The following is a 17,145-nucleotide window of genomic DNA, read 5'->3' on the forward strand; positions in this document are numbered from 1 at the left end:
TTTAAGGTTACCAGCTTTTTTTATGGAAATCATCGTTGGCTGGGCCAACGGGGATGAATAAATTGAATTTAGTGCCTACGCCGGGCTCACTGTCTACTGTAATATCGCCATCATTACGCTCCATAAATTCTTTGCAGACTACCAGACCTAAGCCAGTTCCTTTCTCATTCAAGGTGCCCCTGGTCGACATATTTTCTCCGCTAAACAACTTGTCAACAGTTTCTTGTTTTATCCCGACACCATTGTCATGGACCGAAAGCATCATTTGCCCTCTGTTATAGACGGAAGAAATATCAATCTCGCAGCCTTCGTAACAGAATTTTATTGCGTTACTCAGTAAGTTGCGCACTACAATTTGAATCATTAACATGTCTGCATAAACCATCATTCCCGGAAATACATCCTGGATGATTTTAATGTTTTTTGAAGCGGCGGAAGGTAAATGATAATTGACTTCATTGATGATCATACTCCTCAAATCGAAATATTCTTTATTGAGACCGTATCCTTTTAGTTGACTTCTGGACCAGTGTAAAATGTTTTCCAGCAGTTCTGTGGTATATAAAATGTCCTTGTTTAAGGTCGGTGATAACATTTTAAACTCTTCAATGGTGATCTGATCATTTGAAATCATTTTGAGTACTTCCGAAAGATTCACCAAAGGTCCGCGAAGGTCATGCGCAATGATCGAGAAAATCCGGTCTTTTAACTGGTTTAGTTTTTTAAGTTCCTCGGTTTGGTGCTGAGATCTTAGGGCATCCTGTTTAAAATGGGTGAGGTCCTGAAATTTAATGATGGTTGCATTGTTGCTCAGTTGATTTTCATCGAGGTAAAGGATGTCTGCTTCCAGGTCATGTTCCCCCAAAGGACTTTCTACCCGTAATTCTACCTTGCCCGATTGATGGTCTTTTAGGCATTGAAACAGCGCTTCCTGCTCAGGAAACAGGGATTCGATAGAAGCACCGATGATTTTTTTGCTGTTCGGTTCTTCCAGGTATTTTCTGATGGCATGGTTGTAATCGATTACTCGGTATTGCTTGTCGATCACCAAAAAACCATCCTGAATTAAGTCCATTACCTTTTCCCGGGCTACCGGTAACACATCAAAAAGTTTGTACCGGTATACAGCAATAGCCACAAAAGTGATGGTTCCGGCAAAAGCAAATGGGGTAAGGTCCAGGTTTTCCACCGGGCGAAAGCCAAAAGTATAGGCAATATTGGTTACCCAGGGGATAAGTGCCGCGATGATGATGCTGAAGTTTTGTCTTTTATAAATCGGATCCGCTTTGCGGAAAGTAGAGATCAGCAGGTAAGTGCCAATGGCGAGTAGCAGATAAAAATAGGTGGTAAATGCTTTATAAGCGATGCCGGGTTCAATGGAAACCATTGGAAAAGGACCGCTGGTATCCATAAAGTAATTCTTGTAATGGAGGTGGTGGTAATCGTTGGTCCAGACCAAAATGGAGGTAATAAAGGCCAGGCCGATGAGTATAGACAGGTTTAACGTCCTTTTATACCAATATTCTTTTCCGGATAGCTTTAAACAGAAGAGCAGCCAGTAGAGTGGAACGGTGGTGATGCCAATATATTCGATATCGATGAAGAATTTCGCATCTGCTAAATTATTAGTGGCGAGTTCCAATCCATAACCAATTGACCAGATGGCATTGGAAAGCATGACCAGGCCGAAAAGCCGCACTGCACCATGGTCTTTGCGATACGCATACCAGGATAAAAAGAGGGTGATTGCCCCGAAAAAAATTAAGAAATATGAGTACGCATTAAAGGTAAAATCCATCTAAATAGGTGATGATTAGAGCCTCACCATTGAATTCTAACGTGATTTCAAACAGGCGATTGTAAATATAAAATTACGTAATATACTGATGAATTAAAAATATTCTTAGTTTTACATTATAGTTTTACTATCAACCTAACATTGCATTATGAAAAAAATAATCTTATCTGCGTTATTCATCTGTTCGAGTATGATGGCGTTTAGTCAGATCTTACCAAGCTTCCAGTTCGGACTAAAAGGTGGGGTCAATATGACCAAGTTTAGTACAGAAGGTACATTCAAAAGTGAGAACAGAGCAGGATATTATGGTGGTATCTGGGCACGTATTGGTGCAGCAGGAATCCACTTACAACCAGAGATGTATGTTTCAGGTAAAAACACAACAGTAAAAAGGGATAATGGCTTTGAAAGTAACGTAGATTTCACAAGTTTAGATATTCCGGTGTTAATCGGTACAAAAATCGGTGCAGCTGGTGTAGGCATTCGTTTAAACACAGGACCAGTAGTTTCTTTTGTGTTGAGCAAAGATCAGTCGATTAAACAAGCAGCAACTGAGGCTTTTAACGGTAAATTTAAGGATCAAAACTTTGCATGGCAGTTTGGCGCAGGCCTGGATGTCAGTAAATTAGGTATTGACTTGAGATATGAACAAGGATTGACAAAAATTGGCAAAGATGATTACAGTGGCGCTAAAAAACTAGGCTTATTCACGTTAGGACTAGCTTACCGCTTATTCTAAAATACAATTTTTCAACAATTGTGGAAAAGGGTTGATCTTTAGGGGTTTGCCCTTTTTTTTGGCGCTAAAATTGATGTTATAATTCTCCCTGACTAAATTATGAAGACCATGAGTATCAAAGAATTATTATTAAACGGAAAAGGCTTCTCAGAGCTGCTGAAACAGTTCTCGATTGAGGCTAATGATGTTAAAATTCAGGATGAAGACGTGATCTTATCTGACCAGACTTTGCGACACAAAGACATCCTGAAAGAAAGCATCTGTATTGAAGGCAGGAATGAAGAAGGTATTGTGAACCTATTTGGTACCCTTCATTATAACCTGCTTAATAAGCTGGCCATATTTGAAATGCAGGGCTTTGAGAAAATCGCCGCAGTTTAAAATTGGCTAGGTATCCTTTATTATTTCCTTAATTTCGTAGTTAAAAGCGCCCTTTATAGGACGTATAGGATGGTTTTTGTCGTCACTTAGTACCTTCACATAACAGGCTCCGAAGTAAAAAATGAAGGAAGAATAGAATACAAATAGCATAATCAGGACAATAGATCCTGAGGTGCCATAGATGTTTCCGATACCACTAAGTGGTAACATGATCCTGAGTATGGACTTTCCGATGGTAAATAGTATTCCCGTAAGAATACCGCCATGGATCGCAGATTTCCAGCTTGGACGACCATTGGTGAGGTACTTAAATAAGACGGAGAACCAGGTGGTCACAATCACAATAAACAAGACCTGGTTTAGGATCATTAGGAAAATTCTTCCGAAAGTTGGGGCAGCATTGTTCACATAAGTCCCAATAATAACCTGCATACTGTCTGTCATGATGCCCACGAAGAATAATAATCCGGCAAGTAAAATGATCACAAATGACCTTGCGCGGAGTTTCATTTTGAAATAGAATCCCACCTTTTCCTTGATGCCAATAGACCAGATCTGATCCATGGAGTTCTTGATTACGGCAAAAAGTGTGGTAGCTACAAACATAAAGAAGATAAAACTCAATACCGTTGCATACCACTGGTGCTCTACGCCTCTGATATTTCGCAATACCTGTTTGATTTGAGTAGTACTGCTATCGTCTAATACCGTTCCTAAACGTTCAAATAAAGTATTGGCAAGGGTTTTTCGATCCGTGAAAAATCCAAATAAGCGAATTAAGATGATGAGGATGGGCGGTAGGGCGAAGTTGGCAAAAAAAGCAGTTGCTCCGGCAAGACGCAGCGGGTCGTTTTTTTGGAATAGTTTAAATGCCGCCGTAAAGCGTGTGAAAAATAATGAGATGCTTCCGATGATATTGATGTCCATTCCCGCGGGTTGCCTTGAAGGCCGAAATTAACCATTTTTTCGTATATCTCCGCCTGCTATGATGTAAAAAAGCCAGTACTGTTTCCAGACTGGCTTTCGTTTTATGAATAATAAGCGTCAGTTTTTTATAAGTTACCTCTCAATTCCTGTTCACGTTCCAGGGATTCAAATAAGGCTTTGAAATTTCCGGCACCAAAAGATTGGGCCCCTTTTCTCTGGATAATTTCAAAGAATAAGGTTGGACGGTCTTCTACCGGTTTGGTGAAAATCTGTAACAGATAGCCTTCTTCATCACAATCTACCAGGATACCCAGTTCTTTTAACTGTGCAATCTCCTCATCGATTTCACCTACACGCGTTGGCATCATGTTGTAATAGGCATCAGGGGGTGCACTTAAAAACTCAACCCCTCGAGCTTTTAATTCCCTTACAGTAGACAAAATATCTTTTGTAGCTACCGCAATGTGTTGCACCCCTTCGCCTTCATAAAATTCTAAATATTCTTCGATCTGAGATTTTTTCTTTCCTTCCGCAGGTTCATTGATCGGGAATTTAGAAAAACCGTTCCCGTTGCTCATTACCTTACTCATCAGGGCTGAGTATTCAGTATTGATCTGTTTATCATCAAATGATAGGATATTGACAAATCCCATCACCTCTTCGTACCATTTTACGGTCTCATTCATCCTGTTCCAGCCCACATTACCCACACAGTGGTCAATGTACAAGAGGCCAGCTTCTGTTGGCGCGTAATCGCTTTTCCAGTCGCGGTAACCCGGCATAAAAGTCCCTGTATAGTTCTTGCGTTCTACAAACATGTGGATGGTCTCTCCATAGGTATAGATGCCAGACATTCTGACTTCTCCATACTCGTCAGTTTTTGTCACCGGCTCCAGGTATGGTTTTGCGCCACGTTTAGTGGTTTCTTCAAAGGCACTATAGGCATCATCAACCCATAAAGCCAATACTTTTACGCCATCGCCATGTCTTTTTACATGTTCTGCAATCGGGCTTTCCGATTTCAAAGCCGTAGTTAACACCAACCTGATTTTCCCTTGTTGTAACACGTAGGAAGCACGATCCCGGACCCCTGTTTCTGGTCCGGCATATGCCAGAGACTGGAATCCAAACGCAGTTTTATAATAATGTGCAGCTTGTTTTGCATTGCCTACATAGAATTCTATGTAATCCGTTCCATTTATTGGAAGAAAATCCGGCGCTTTGGCAATCTTTTCTGCAAATGTTTGTGTACTCATGATTTAAATATTTTAAACTCTTAATCTGATTTGTCTATTTATATTGGTTTATCCAGCATTTTCCTGCCAGCTTTTGTAGTAATCCGGGTCTTCAATCTGGAGCGCATCTTCGGTTAGCATTAAAGGACGGAAAGGATCAATCATGACCGCCAGTTCTTCTGTACTTTCTTTACCGATGGATTTTTCTACGGTTCCGGGGTGTGGTCCATGAGGAATTCCACCGGGATGGAGGGTAATCTGGCCTCTAACCACACTTTTTCTGCTCATAAAATCACCATCAACATAGTATAGCACTTCATCACTGTCCACATTACTATGGTTGTATGGGGCAGGAATAGATAGGGGATGATAATCGTATTTTCTTGGTACAAAAGAGCAGATCACGAAATTATGGCCTTCAAAAGTCTGGTGTACAGGAGGTGGTTGATGTAAACGGCCTGTAATTGGTTCAAAATCATGGATAGAAAATGCCCATGGATAGTGGAAGCCGTCCCAACCTACAAAATCAAAAGGATGGGTACCATAAGTATAAGGATACATCAGGCCTTGTTTCTTGATCAGTACCTTGAAATCACCATATTCGTCGATGGTTTCCAGATCCTGAGGACGTCTGATATCGCGCTCACAATAAGGAGAATGTTCCATTAACTGCCCGTATTCGTTTCTATAACGTTTCGGAGAACGGATCGGAGAGAAACTTTCAATAATGAAAAGCCTGTTTTTCTCGTCGTCAAATTCCAATTGATAAATCGTACCCCGGGGTACGACCAGGTAATCGCCATAGGCAAAACGGATCTTTCCGAAGCCTGTTTTTAGCGTTCCGGTACCTTCATGGATAAAGATCACTTCATCTGCCTGACTATTCTTATAAAAATAGTCGGTCATAGATTTTCTTGGCGCGGCCAGGGAGATGTGTAAATCGCTGTTTACGAGGACAGGTTTTCTGCTTTTCAGGTAATCATCTTCCGGTTTGATGTTGAAACCAATCAGGCTGGTATGACGCAGATGCTTTTCGCGCGCAATCTTTGGCTCCACCGAGTAAGGCTCACCGAGTTCTTTTACGATGGTTGGCGGGTGACAATGATAAACGAGTGAGTATAAGCTGGAAAACCCTTCAGTAGAGACTAATTCTTCTGCATATAAATTGCCATCTGGCTTTCTAAAAACGGTATGACGTTTCGCAGGAATAGTTCCTAAGGTATGATAAATAGGCATAACAGTAGGTTAATTTGGTTAGAATTATATGTATATTAATAACAGTAAAACGCAGAAAACGTTTTATTCAAAAGCGAGGGAATGCTAAATGGAGTATTGTGCAAAGATGATCTTGGAAAGCATCGCATACCTGAAGGCAGCCAACGCTTGTTTGGCCACTTGATTGTGATATGTGAGGTTTAAAATCATTTTGTTTGCGGAGCTAAATTAAGTAATAATTATAGTAAAGAACAAACAATCAGCACGATTATATGTAGATAAATTATATTTAACCATCGTAGCTGTATTTTTATATAGCTTTGAATAACTTGACAAAAAACTGAGCATATGAAGCTGGTATCCTATAAAACAGAAGACAGAGAACACCTGGGTGTTTTTGTAAACGGACATATTTATAACCTGAATTCCTGCGACAAATTGTTGCCTGATGAGATGAACGAATTCCTAAGGGGAGGGGTTGATTTGATGGATCGCGCTAAAAAGGTGGATGCACAGATTAAATCCGGTGAGATCGAACCTAAAGAAGAAGCTTTCTTTGAATTACTGGCACCAGTACCGCATCCAACATCTTGCAGAGATGGTTATGCTTTTCGTCAGCATGTAGCTGCAGCACGTAGAAACCGTAAGGTAGATATGATTGCGGAGTTTGATCAGTATCCGATTTTTTACTTCACCAACCACAATGCCATTCAAGGTCCTGGTGATATCTTATGTATGCCGGATCATTTCCAAAAACTGGATTTTGAATTAGAAGTTGCCATTGTCATCGGTACTAAGGGCCGGAATATTACTGCTGCAGAAGCTGATAATTATATTGCCGGTTATATGATCATGAATGACATGAGCGCAAGAACCCTGCAAATGGAAGAAATGCTGCTGAATTTAGGTCCGGCAAAAGGGAAGGATTTCTCTACCGTAATCGGCCCTTGGTTGGTTACTCCGGATGAACTGGAAGAATATTTAACGGAAGCAAAACCTGGTCATACCGGAAAAGCTTATAACCTGGCAATGACTTGTACGGTAAATGGTGTACAGGTATCTGCAGGAAATATGGCTGATATGGACTGGACTTTCGCAGAAATTATTGAGCGTTGCGCCTATGGTGTAGATGTTTTGCCAGGCGATGTGATTGGTTCAGGTACTGTTGGTACAGGTTGTTTTCTGGAACTAAATGGCACAGGATTGTTGAATAATCCTGATTTTAAACCTCAATGGCTACAGGAAGGCGATGTGGTTGAAATGGAAATTACCGGGCTCGGACATCTGAGCAACAGCATCATTAAAGAAGACAGCGATTTCTCGATCCTTGCTTTGAAAAAGAAATAAGCTAAATATTCTACATAAAAACCTATGCTCCGCTAAGAGATGTTATTTTCTTAGCGGAGCATATCGGCTTTGCTATAAAAATTCTACAGCCCTTTTTTTAACTACTTTTAGGCAGTAACTTTGAGCGTACACAAGCTCAAATAAATATGCTGACTATCGATGTAACCACGCTTTCTGCTGTTCAATTGCAAAACTACCTGCAATATGCCATTGCACCCAGACCCATTTGTTTTGCAAGCACCATTGATCAGGAGGGGAACATCAACCTCAGTCCTTTCAGCTTTTTCAATATGTTTAGTACCAATCCGCCAATGTGCATCTTTTCTCCATCGAGAAGGGTGAGGGATGGCAGTACCAAACATACCCTTGAAAACGTGTTGGAAGTGAAAGAATGTGTCATCAATATCGTCAACTATCCGATGGTTCAGCAAATGAGTCTGGCCAGTACAGAATATGTAAAAGGGATTAATGAGTTTGAAAAGGCTGGTTTTACCATGTTACCTTCTGTTTTGGTTAAGCCACCAAGGGTGGCCGAAGCACCGGTGCAAATGGAATGTGTGGTTAAAGAAGTGATCCATTTGGGAGATCAGCCGGGCGCTGGTAACCTGATTCTGGCGGAAATAAAAATGATTCACATCAAGGAAGAAATACTGGATTCGGAAGGTAAAATCGATCAGGAAAAGATAGACCTGGTGGCTCGTTTAGGTGGCGACTGGTATTGCCGTGTAACGCAGGAAAGCCTGTTTAAAGTAGCGAAACCCTTAACCACACTGGGTATTGGCGTAGATGCCCTGCCTAAAGCTGTAAGGAACTCTTATGTGTTATCAGGGAATGACCTTGGGAGATTAGGAAACATAGAGCAGCTGCCTTCCGCAGATGATGTGGATGAAATGCAGCGCAACAGTCAGGTCAAAGAAGTTTTAGACGCTACGATTGGGGATGCCAATAACCGCGAGCGTGAGCTTCATGAACTGGCAAAGCAGTTTCTGGCAGAAGGAAATGTACTGGATGCTTTAAAGATTGTGTTGTTATAAAAGCTCGTAAAAAGCCTTTAGAAGGGTTTTTATAAAATACTCACTACTTTCATAAAACGTTTCTTGTAGAAACCCTCGTTTAAGCTGGTAATGGTAACGCCTTTTGCAGCACCTGAAGAAGCGTGGATAAACTTGATTTCATCGCCGTCTATTGCAGAAATAATCCCTACATGGCCAACACGACGAACCCGGCTGTTGGTACCGGTAAAGATGATCACATCTCCAACCTGAGCATCAGCAAGCTTTTTATCCTGTCCTTTGGTCGCAAAATCTCTGGACGACCTTGGGGCATTGATCCCGAAATTCTTAAACACGTAGTTTACAAATCCGGAACAGTCGAAACCTACTTTCGGATTGCTGGAAGCATAACGGTAACGGGTACCAATCATGGACTTCGCAAAAGATAACAAATTGACTGGTTGAAATTTGCTGGCAGGAAGTGCCGGTAAGTTTTCCATAATTTTGAAAACCATATCCTGATAAGGAATAGGTGTCAAAGACTGCGACTTTGCAGCAAAGGTACTTATGGATAGAAAAAGGAGAATTAGGATGCTTTTCTTCATAGGGATTGGGCTAAAGATAATAAAACTATCTTTAGCCTAAAGTAATGTTGATAAGTAATTGATTAAGGGGTGGTTACTGCTACAGGTAGCACTTTTCCATTGAAAAACTTGTGTCCGGTCTTCGCAAAGTCGGCCACATATTTACCCATTTCAAAGGCCATAACCGGCGATTCATAGCCTGGGAAGGCTAATTCCAGCATTTCTGTTTGCGCAGAACCTAGAGCCAGACAGTTAACTTTAATACCCGTTTCTACTAATTCAGCTGCCAGACATTCCGTTAAAGTATGCAAAGCAGACTTGCTCGACGAGTACGCGGCAAGGCCTGGGAACTTTACGCTACCCTGAAAACCACCCATGCTACCAATGTTTACAATATGGCTGCCAGCCATCATTAAAGGCAATAGGTTCTGAATCATATTGAAATGACCCAATACATTGCTTTCGAACATTTCATATAGATCATCTTTACTGGTTTCCAGGAAAGACTTGTTGATCAATGCGCCTGCATTGTTGATTAAAATGTCTACGGTACCTAATTTTTCCTTTAGAAAAGGAAGTAACACCGCATAATCATCCTTAACAATGTCAAATTCTACCGGAAGCAATACGCAATCCGGATTGATACTTCTGGCAATTTCCAGCAGTTTACGTAGTTTGTCCGCAGAACGGGCAATACATACAATTTTATTCTCTTTGTAATTACTGAACTCTAATGCGGCTTCAAAACCTATTCCGCTGCTCGCACCTGTTAATACTATATTCATTTAATCTTCTTCTGTAATCAACTGACTTACCGGATTTTCAATCACATGTAAACCATCTGTAATTAATTTAAAATGATCTGGCTCATTCGCCGCTTTTAGCTCCAGGTAAATCCGTATCTCTTTTTCCAGTTCAGGATCAAGATTTTTGTGGTAAAGGATCTCAAGAATCTCTAAAGCAGCCAGCCAGTCGGCACGATGATCTGTTTTTAAAGCTTCAAATAAAGCAATCACCTGCTCGTAGTTTCTTTTATCTTCTCTGATCGTACGAATTTCCTTGTAAATCGCATGTAACTGCTGCGTTTTCTCGTCGTACGTTACTTTATGTGTTTGTTTATCACTGACGTGTGTGATTTCTTCGTAAGCATCTTTATCGGCAGCACCATTGAAGACAGAAATGATTTTCTCGCCTACTGCCATGTCATAAGTACCCCACTCCGGTTGGAAAAGCACATTGCCATTGTCTTCTTTTACGGTACAATCTTCAAATACAATCAGGATCGTTTTGTCCTTATGTTGAAGAATATCTTTCACCATTCCATTTACATGGATGCCACTGTCAAAGGTTACATCCGCGCGGCTACCAATTGCAATGCCTTGTTCCTGCAATTCCGCCAGACTAAGATCTTCCAATACCAGGCCATTTAAGCGGCCAACAGGAGAGGAGAAGCCGTCTTTATGGTAGAATTTGCCATGGCCTTCTAATTGTACCGAATCTACTGCCAGGGCAGAAGGACCCGTTGTTTTGATGAAAGTAAGCTCATCAGCGGTATTCAGACCCATGTCTGTAAAGATACCGGTTACCTGTAATCCGGAACTGTAAACTGCCGTTGCCGGGTTTTTACACTCAATGGCTTTAACTACGCTTTCGGCACCGCCACGTCTGAACGCCATAGTATCCGCAAACTGCTCTAGAACATCAATCAGGTTCTGGAAATTCTCCGTTACAAACAGTTGTGGCTGTTGTTTCGTGATGTCGTAGGAATAATTGATCGTATCAATATTGTACCATAGTTTGGTAACTTCTTCTTTCATACAGCTGGAACTTTCTCCGATAGAAGAAAGCAGTCCTGCACCGTATATTTTCGGGTTTTCCAGAGTACCGATCAAGCCATATTCTACGGTCCACCAATGTAAACGACCCAACAGGGACATTTCCGAAGGCTCGCCCATATTTTCTGAAACCACTTGTAAGTGTTTCTCCGCTTTTGCAATTTCCTGTTCCGGTGCATTTGCCGCTTCTTTTAAGATACTCAGGTTGCGAATTGCTTCGTACAACTCAAAATCTTTCGAAGAAAACATGGCTTTAGCACCGATAGAGCCAAAGTAGCTCAGGTAATTGTTGTAATCGGTATCTGCAATAATCGGGGCATGCCCGGCCGACTCATGGATGATATCCGGAGCTGGTGTATATTCAATATGGTTAATCTGACGTATGTCTGCTGCAATCACCAATACCCGGTAAGCCTGGTATTCCATGAAAGCCGCAGGCGGAATAAATCCATCTACAGTAACGGCACCCCAGCCAATTTTGCCAAGGTTATCGTTCATGGTTTGTAAATTAGGGATATGTTCGATACTTAAACCTGCGCGTTGCAAACCTTTGATATAAGGATAATAGGCCACTTGTTTCAGATAGCTGTAGTTCTGACGCATTACATAGCGCCATACTGCCTGATCAATTGGCGTATATTTTTCATAATGCTGCTCTACAATAAATTGCCTTAAATGCTTAGGAAGCTTAGCTACTCGTGGATTGTTAAAGTCATTAAAATCACTCATTACCTATATCGTTTATATAAAGCCCAATATAAGAAAATCTATTTCTTCTCCTAAACAAAAGCTGCCCTGACTACGGAAAATAACGGAAAGTAGACATAACCAGGTACTAAAACTCCTATTTCTTCACTTTAAAAGTAAAGTGTTTTTGGGAGAAATAACTAAACACGGCAAGGAGTAAAGAAATGATCACTTTGGTAACTGTCGGGTAAAAACCAAAGGCTTCGACCAGTACTTTAAACAAAGCATAATTGATTAGGATATTGGTGGCTACCACAGAGGCATACCTAAACAACTGAATCCGGCCTTTTAAGGTCGACTTTGTAAAGACCAGATATTTGTTCAGGGTAAAACCGATGAAAAAAGTAATCACCGATTCTATGGCAAGAGCCGCAATCGGTGCAGTAATGAGCTTTGGGAGAAAAGAGATAGTCAAATGAACATCCTGCTGTTTCAACACCCAATTATAGACAATATAGTAAATCACAATTCCGGCAGCAGTTGTAGTGCCCCCGGAAGCGATATATCGAAACGTATGTAAGGAAATGTATTTTGAAAAAGGAGGATAGAAAAAGTCTATGAGCTTTAACAAAGCTTTGCGCATACTTATTTTTTATAGGTTAACTGGTTTGCGATCATTCTGTTGTTGTACTGTTGTCTGAAAGCTTTCAATTTCTTTTCCATATCCGCGGCAACTTCCGGTTCTTCCGCAAGGATATTGTGTTTGCTGAAACGGTCTTTTTTAAGGTTATATAAGGCCAGGTTGTCCTTGCCATCATTCACCAGGTAATAATCACCCATGAAAAAGTTAAAAGAACCGTCGTTATTGTTCACCACAAAGTTATCCGTTTTTCTGTCAAAAGCATCAAATCCCATAGAGAAGTAAGGCTTGTCGTAATTCAGGTAGTTCAACACAGTTGGCATGATGTCCATTTGTTGCACCAGCTTATCCGACAATCCTTTTAAGGAACCATCCGGGCGATAAAAAATAATAGGGATCGAGTAATAGCCTGGTGTATTCTGGTATTCCGGATGAAAAGTCACCGTAGCATGATCTGCGCAAAGCACAAACAATGTATTCTTATACCATGGCATTGTAGATGCCGTTTTGAAGAAATTACGCAAAGCCATATCCGTATAACCCATAGGTTCATGTACCGGAAGTGGCCCTTTAGGGAATTTCCCGATATACTCATCCGGAACACGGAAAGGGTGATGAGAAGATAAAGTGAACACACTGGCAAAGAAAGGCTGTTTTAGTGTATTTAATGTTTTTGCCGTGAACTGTAAGAAGGGATCGTCCCAGATACCCCAGGTACCGTCAGAATCACCGGTCTTCTGGTATTCATTTTCACCAAAGTATTTCTTTACACCTGCCAAATGGGTATAAGAAGAGAAGCCCATGGAACCATTTGGTGCACCATGGAAAAATGCGGTTTCATAACCTTCCTTACCAAGGATTTCCGCAATACTGGTGGTTTTATTGCCCGAATAAATGGACAATACAAAAGGTTCATTAATAGAAGGAATTCCGGTAATTACAGAAGGAAGGGCGTCAATAGACTTCCGGCCATTCGCATAACTCTTGTTAAAAGTATAGCTCTGCGCCGCTAAAGAATCCAGAAAAGGGGTGTATCCTTTATACTTACCACCGTCAAGATCTTTGTTAAAGTAGCCCATGTGCTCTTTTCCCAGACTTTCCACAATGATAAACATGACGTTTAGCTTGTTAAAATTCCCGCTATCTTTTGGGAGATGAATGGGGTTGTAAAGGTTGTTTAAGGTTTTCTCATCGTAATAGTTAACCGGCGATAATTTAGAAACTCTTAAGGTTCTGATGATGGCGAAAGGCGTGTTTAACACCAGGCTCATCTGATCCGGTGTATCCACAAATTCGCCCGCATTGCTTAATGTGATTGGTCTGGTACCAAATCCCCAGCCGCCACGAACTCCTGTGATACACATCACCGCAATTACAAATACCAAAACCGTATGTAATACATAGACTGGCCAGGTAAAACGGGCAGGTTTTTTAACGGTTACCAAATCATATAATTTGATGAACAACCAGATAAATACGGCAAGTAAGATCAAGAGGTACCAATAGTCTTTCCCGAAATCACCGAAGAGTTTCAGCTTGTTGTTTTCATTACTAAACTGGCTGAAAACCGTTGCTGTTGTTCTTTTAAGCGTAAATTTATAATAGACGAAATCCATGAGATTGGCTACAATCCCTAAACTGTTGGTGATGATGAACCACCATTTGAAAAATCTTTGATAACCTTCGTTATACCGGAAAGGAAAAGGAATTACATGCGCAAGAATATAAATCGAATTGATATAAACTAAAGCGGAAACATCAAACTTTAAGCCGCCCCAAAGGATGTACAGGTACTTAGGCAGTGTAATGTTTTGGAAGAGATCCTGGTTGAAAAGGTAGAAACCGATTCTACATAAGGTATATAGTAGTAATAATATTAGAAAGCGGTAAGCCAGCGCCAGATAAAGGTTTAGGCCTGTTGTGTCTTTTATTTTCAATTCTTGAATATTTGCTCCAAAGCTAATAATTGATAATGATTTATTAATGTTAAATTAATCAAAAGGGCTATCTCCTTATGGAAGACAGCCCTTTTTGATCATTGGTAGCTATTTCTCTATAATATCATGCTCTAGGAAAAATAGATGTCTTTAAAGTTCAGCGTTTTCGTAGTGTCAATTCTTCTGTTGAAACGTTCTGGTTTGATCTCATTTAAGGTGTCAAAGCCACAAGCTTCCATCAGTTCTATCGTAGCGTGAACGGTATTTTTATGGAAATTGGCCACACGATGTTTTTTATCGGTCACGTCAATCCCTTTAAATAAGCTTTTATCTTGTGTTGCAATACCTACAGGGCATTTACCACTGTCGCATTTAAGGGCCTGAATACAACCCAGAGCCATCATCATACCTCTGGCACTATAGCAAGCGTCTGCACCTAAGGCAACCACACGCATAATGTCGAATCCGGTAATGATCTTTCCTGAAGCCAGGATTTTAATGTCTTCTCTTAGTCCGTATTGTTTCAAAGTGATGTTTACAAAAGCAAGGGCATCTAATAAAGGCATCCCTACATAATCTGTATATTCCAGTGGCGCTGCACCGGTTCCACCTTCTGCACCATCAATGGTAATGAAATCCGGAGAGATTTTAGTGGCGATCATCGCTTCGCAGATCTCAATAAATTCTTCTTTGCTACCGATACATAGTTTAAAGCCGACAGGTTTACCACCTGAAAGCTCACGCAATTGGTGCATAAAGTACATCAGACCTGTTGCATCAGAGAAAGTACTGTGTGCTGGTGGAGAAAGAATGGTTGTTCCTGCAACCACATTTCTGATTTCCGCAATCTCTGGTGTATTCTTGGCTGCTGGTAAAATACCACCATGACCAGGTTTTGCACCCTGCGAAAGTTTAAGCTCAATCATTTTCACGTATTCTCTTTTCGAGTTCTTTTGAAACAGTGCAGCATCAAATTTACCTTCTGCATCTCTACAACCGAAATAACCGGTACCTACCTGCCAGATCAGGTCGCCACCACCTTTAACGTGGTAAGGACTAATCCCACCTTCGCCGGTATTGTGTGCAAATTTATTCAAATGGGCACCATTACTAAGCGATTGAATCGCTGTTTTACTTAATGCACCAAAACTCATTGCTCCGATATTCAGGATACTCAGGTCGTAAGGCTGCGAACAAACCGAACCTCCAACTTTTACCCTTAAATCCATATTAGAAATCCTTTTAGGATAAATACTGTGGGATACCCACTCGTAACCTTCCTGATAAGGATCTACCTGCATTCCGAAGGCAACCGTTTCTCTTTCGTTTTTTGCTCTTTGGTAAACAATAGAACGTTGACGACGGTTAAAGGGCTTGCCATCTAATTCCGATTCAAAGAAATACTGACGCATCTCAGGTCTGATCGACTCAAAGAAATAGCGTAAGCGGCCAATGACCGGATAATTGCGGAGCACCGCATGTTTAGATTGAAAACGGTCGTATGCCAGAGCCGTAATCAGAATAACGGGCAACGCTATTAATAAATGGAAGGCAGATTTCTGATAAAATGCATTCACGATTAAAGCGATAATGCCAAATAAGGCGATCCAAAGAAATACTGTTCCTAGTATGGAACGAAATCCTTTTTGTTTCATAAGATGGTGATAAATAAAAGTAAAATGAACATCCTTCAGGCATATGATTTTTGAATCGTATACCTTCAAAATGAATTTAAATAATGATTTTTCGAATAGAATAGGCCCCTGAATCGAGAATCTTATGGCGAAGGACTCGGGGCTAAGAGAATAAAATCTCTCGAGGTACTCTGAAAAACAAAGCCAAAAGCGTAGTTCTCCCGCTCATATCGGCCGAAGCGCTTATACGCGGTGTTGTACTTATCCTCAGTTGTTTTCATTGGCGCAAAGCTCGGCACCTTTTTCCTCAATTCAAAGGAATTTGACGTTATTAATTGTAAAAATTAATCCGGGAGGGATACAAAGTCGATGACGGCACAATAACGGTACCTTGGGTGTGGTTGAATACTCAAACCAACGGTGTTGAGTTCGGCAGATTTGTTTAAGATCAGTTTGCGGTGCCCTAAGTTAGGAACACCCTTGTCCAGCAGCAACATACATACGTTCTCCAGTCCTGAGTTGAATCCAAAAGCAATACATTCCCCATTAGATTTCTTCGGATATGCAGTGCCGATGCGTTGGTTTAACGTACGTCCGTCTTTCGAAGTATGACCCGCATAATTGTTTCTATTTAAGTCTTTTGCATGACCTTTGGCGATGTTTGTCAGCGCCCTGTCCGGCCAAAAAACCGGAAAATCCTTAATCTGCTGCAGATCTCTTCTTAAGCTGCGGTAATAATTGTCATTTCTGCTCACTTTTAGCTCTTCATAATTGCCATATTGCCTGACCTTCATGTTATAGGCATCTACGAAATCCTGAAAATAGGTATCAAAAAAACGGGCACCATCCATTCTGGCCAGATTCATATAAATCACCATGTCTTTTTCTTCGGCAGTGAGGTAGCTGGCATCACCGGCTGTATTGGCCATTCTCAGTTCCTCTCTAGTCCAGCTGTCATCTGGTGATTGGGCAGTTGACTGAGGAGCAGGGGAGGTAAATGGTAGTATTAGTAAGAGCGCAAGGGCGATGATCTTCATCTTATCTGTCTTTATTCCTGATCAGTTATTATTTAGCTGACCGATTTCCCTGCATTAACGCAAAACACCGGCCATATGGTATAAATAGGAGGTACTCTTGTTGAATTTATAAATTAGGAACGGGATTTCCTGAGTCTGCGCAAAGAAAATACTCAGG

At 41.0% G+C, this 17,145-nt stretch carries 14 protein-coding genes and 1 pseudogene; 4 read left to right on the forward strand and 11 right to left on the reverse strand.

Annotation, left to right across the window (positions count from 1 at the left end; all coding sequences use genetic code 11):
- Positions 1 to 7 precede the first annotated feature (7 nt).
- The gene (locus tag R2Q66_RS12425; protein ID WP_316749384.1) at positions 8 to 1,798 is read right to left on the reverse strand and encodes a histidine kinase N-terminal 7TM domain-containing protein; all 1,791 of its coding nucleotides are present in this window, start codon (positions 1,796 to 1,798) and stop codon (positions 8 to 10) included.
- A 148-nt stretch (positions 1,799 to 1,946) separates the two neighbouring features.
- Here R2Q66_RS12425 and R2Q66_RS12430 point away from each other — a divergent pair, with 148 nt between their 5' ends.
- Complete coding sequence (locus R2Q66_RS12430) at positions 1,947 to 2,537, forward strand: porin family protein (RefSeq protein ID WP_316749387.1); 591 nt, start codon at positions 1,947 to 1,949, stop codon at positions 2,535 to 2,537.
- A gap of 108 nt (positions 2,538 to 2,645) precedes the next feature.
- On the forward strand, positions 2,646 to 2,918 hold the full coding sequence (locus tag R2Q66_RS12435; protein WP_316749389.1) for a hypothetical protein: 273 nt from the start codon (positions 2,646 to 2,648) through the stop codon (positions 2,916 to 2,918).
- Positions 2,919 to 2,924: 6 nt separating this feature from the next.
- Here the strand turns inward: R2Q66_RS12435 and R2Q66_RS12440 are convergent, their stop codons facing one another.
- From R2Q66_RS12440 to R2Q66_RS23905, 3 genes and pseudogenes are all read right to left on the reverse strand, one after another.
- A complete protein-coding gene (locus R2Q66_RS12440; RefSeq protein ID WP_316749391.1) occupies positions 2,925 to 3,845 on the reverse strand; it encodes a YihY/virulence factor BrkB family protein in 921 nt (306 codons plus the stop codon).
- Between the two features lie 125 nt (positions 3,846 to 3,970).
- On the reverse strand, positions 3,971 to 5,101 hold the full coding sequence (gene hppD / locus R2Q66_RS12445) for a 4-hydroxyphenylpyruvate dioxygenase (protein ID WP_316749393.1): 1,131 nt from the start codon (positions 5,099 to 5,101) through the stop codon (positions 3,971 to 3,973).
- Positions 5,102 to 5,578: 477 nt separating this feature from the next.
- Positions 5,579 to 6,316: pseudogene (locus R2Q66_RS23905) on the reverse strand (homogentisate 1,2-dioxygenase); the annotation flags it as partial.
- A 327-nt stretch (positions 6,317 to 6,643) separates the two neighbouring features.
- Between R2Q66_RS23905 and R2Q66_RS12455 the strand changes: the two are divergent.
- Both R2Q66_RS12455 and R2Q66_RS12460 read left to right on the forward strand, forming a co-directional pair.
- Positions 6,644 to 7,642 (forward strand): fumarylacetoacetate hydrolase family protein, encoded by a 999-nt coding sequence (locus R2Q66_RS12455; protein WP_316749397.1) that lies wholly within the window; start codon positions 6,644 to 6,646, stop codon positions 7,640 to 7,642.
- 146 nt (positions 7,643 to 7,788) lie between these two features.
- Positions 7,789 to 8,676 carry a flavin reductase family protein gene (locus tag R2Q66_RS12460; protein ID WP_316749399.1) on the forward strand — a complete coding sequence of 296 codons (888 nt, stop codon included), beginning with the start codon at positions 7,789 to 7,791 and terminating at the stop codon, positions 8,674 to 8,676.
- Between the two features lie 29 nt (positions 8,677 to 8,705).
- On the opposite strand, the gene R2Q66_RS12465 is transcribed toward R2Q66_RS12460, so the two are convergent.
- The 7 genes from R2Q66_RS12465 to R2Q66_RS12495 all read right to left on the reverse strand — a co-directional run bounded on the left by R2Q66_RS12465 (position 8,706) and on the right by R2Q66_RS12495 (position 16,988).
- Positions 8,706 to 9,239: a C40 family peptidase gene (locus tag R2Q66_RS12465; RefSeq protein WP_316749401.1), complete on the reverse strand. Its 534-nt coding sequence runs from the start codon at positions 9,237 to 9,239 to the stop codon at positions 8,706 to 8,708.
- 62 nt (positions 9,240 to 9,301) lie between these two features.
- A complete protein-coding gene (locus tag R2Q66_RS12470) occupies positions 9,302 to 10,003 on the reverse strand; it encodes an SDR family oxidoreductase (protein WP_316749403.1) in 702 nt (233 codons plus the stop codon).
- Positions 10,004 to 11,782, reverse strand: coding sequence for an aromatic amino acid hydroxylase (locus R2Q66_RS12475; protein ID WP_316749405.1), 1,779 nt, complete (start codon positions 11,780 to 11,782; stop codon positions 10,004 to 10,006).
- 115 nt (positions 11,783 to 11,897) lie between these two features.
- Complete coding sequence (locus R2Q66_RS12480) at positions 11,898 to 12,383, reverse strand: GtrA family protein (RefSeq protein WP_316749407.1); 486 nt, start codon at positions 12,381 to 12,383, stop codon at positions 11,898 to 11,900.
- A 2-nt stretch (positions 12,384 to 12,385) separates the two neighbouring features.
- Positions 12,386 to 14,317, reverse strand: coding sequence for an LTA synthase family protein (locus tag R2Q66_RS12485; protein ID WP_316749410.1), 1,932 nt, complete (start codon positions 14,315 to 14,317; stop codon positions 12,386 to 12,388).
- Positions 14,318 to 14,448: 131 nt separating this feature from the next.
- Entirely contained in the window at positions 14,449 to 15,972 is a 1,524-nt protein-coding gene (locus R2Q66_RS12490; RefSeq protein WP_316749412.1) for an FMN-binding glutamate synthase family protein, read from the reverse strand.
- 323 nt (positions 15,973 to 16,295) lie between these two features.
- On the reverse strand, positions 16,296 to 16,988 hold the full coding sequence (locus tag R2Q66_RS12495; protein ID WP_316749414.1) for a CAP domain-containing protein: 693 nt from the start codon (positions 16,986 to 16,988) through the stop codon (positions 16,296 to 16,298).
- Positions 16,989 to 17,145 lie beyond the last annotated feature (157 nt).

The sequence above is a fragment of the Pedobacter gandavensis genome, assembly GCF_032677645.1.
Taxonomy (GTDB): domain Bacteria; phylum Bacteroidota; class Bacteroidia; order Sphingobacteriales; family Sphingobacteriaceae; genus Pedobacter; species Pedobacter gandavensis_A.

What these genes read in the sequence shown, in the direction of transcription:
- R2Q66_RS12425 (WP_316749384.1), bottom strand. Translation starts at nt 1,798, where the DNA reads ATGGATTTTACCTTTAATGCGTACTCATATTTCTTAATTTTTTTCGGG.
- R2Q66_RS12430 (WP_316749387.1), top strand. Translation starts at nt 1,947, where the DNA reads ATGAAAAAAATAATCTTATCTGCGTTATTCATCTGTTCGAGTATGATG.
- R2Q66_RS12435 (WP_316749389.1), top strand. Translation starts at nt 2,646, where the DNA reads ATGAGTATCAAAGAATTATTATTAAACGGAAAAGGCTTCTCAGAGCTG.
- R2Q66_RS12440 (WP_316749391.1), bottom strand. Translation starts at nt 3,845, where the DNA reads ATGGACATCAATATCATCGGAAGCATCTCATTATTTTTCACACGCTTT.
- hppD (WP_316749393.1), bottom strand. Translation starts at nt 5,101, where the DNA reads ATGAGTACACAAACATTTGCAGAAAAGATTGCCAAAGCGCCGGATTTT.
- R2Q66_RS12455 (WP_316749397.1), top strand. Translation starts at nt 6,644, where the DNA reads ATGAAGCTGGTATCCTATAAAACAGAAGACAGAGAACACCTGGGTGTT.
- R2Q66_RS12460 (WP_316749399.1), top strand. Translation starts at nt 7,789, where the DNA reads ATGCTGACTATCGATGTAACCACGCTTTCTGCTGTTCAATTGCAAAAC.
- R2Q66_RS12465 (WP_316749401.1), bottom strand. Translation starts at nt 9,239, where the DNA reads ATGAAGAAAAGCATCCTAATTCTCCTTTTTCTATCCATAAGTACCTTT.
- R2Q66_RS12470 (WP_316749403.1), bottom strand. Translation starts at nt 10,003, where the DNA reads ATGAATATAGTATTAACAGGTGCGAGCAGCGGAATAGGTTTTGAAGCC.
- R2Q66_RS12475 (WP_316749405.1), bottom strand. Translation starts at nt 11,782, where the DNA reads ATGAGTGATTTTAATGACTTTAACAATCCACGAGTAGCTAAGCTTCCT.
- R2Q66_RS12480 (WP_316749407.1), bottom strand. Translation starts at nt 12,383, where the DNA reads ATGCGCAAAGCTTTGTTAAAGCTCATAGACTTTTTCTATCCTCCTTTT.
- R2Q66_RS12490 (WP_316749412.1), bottom strand. Translation starts at nt 15,972, where the DNA reads ATGAAACAAAAAGGATTTCGTTCCATACTAGGAACAGTATTTCTTTGG.
- R2Q66_RS12495 (WP_316749414.1), bottom strand. Translation starts at nt 16,988, where the DNA reads ATGAAGATCATCGCCCTTGCGCTCTTACTAATACTACCATTTACCTCC.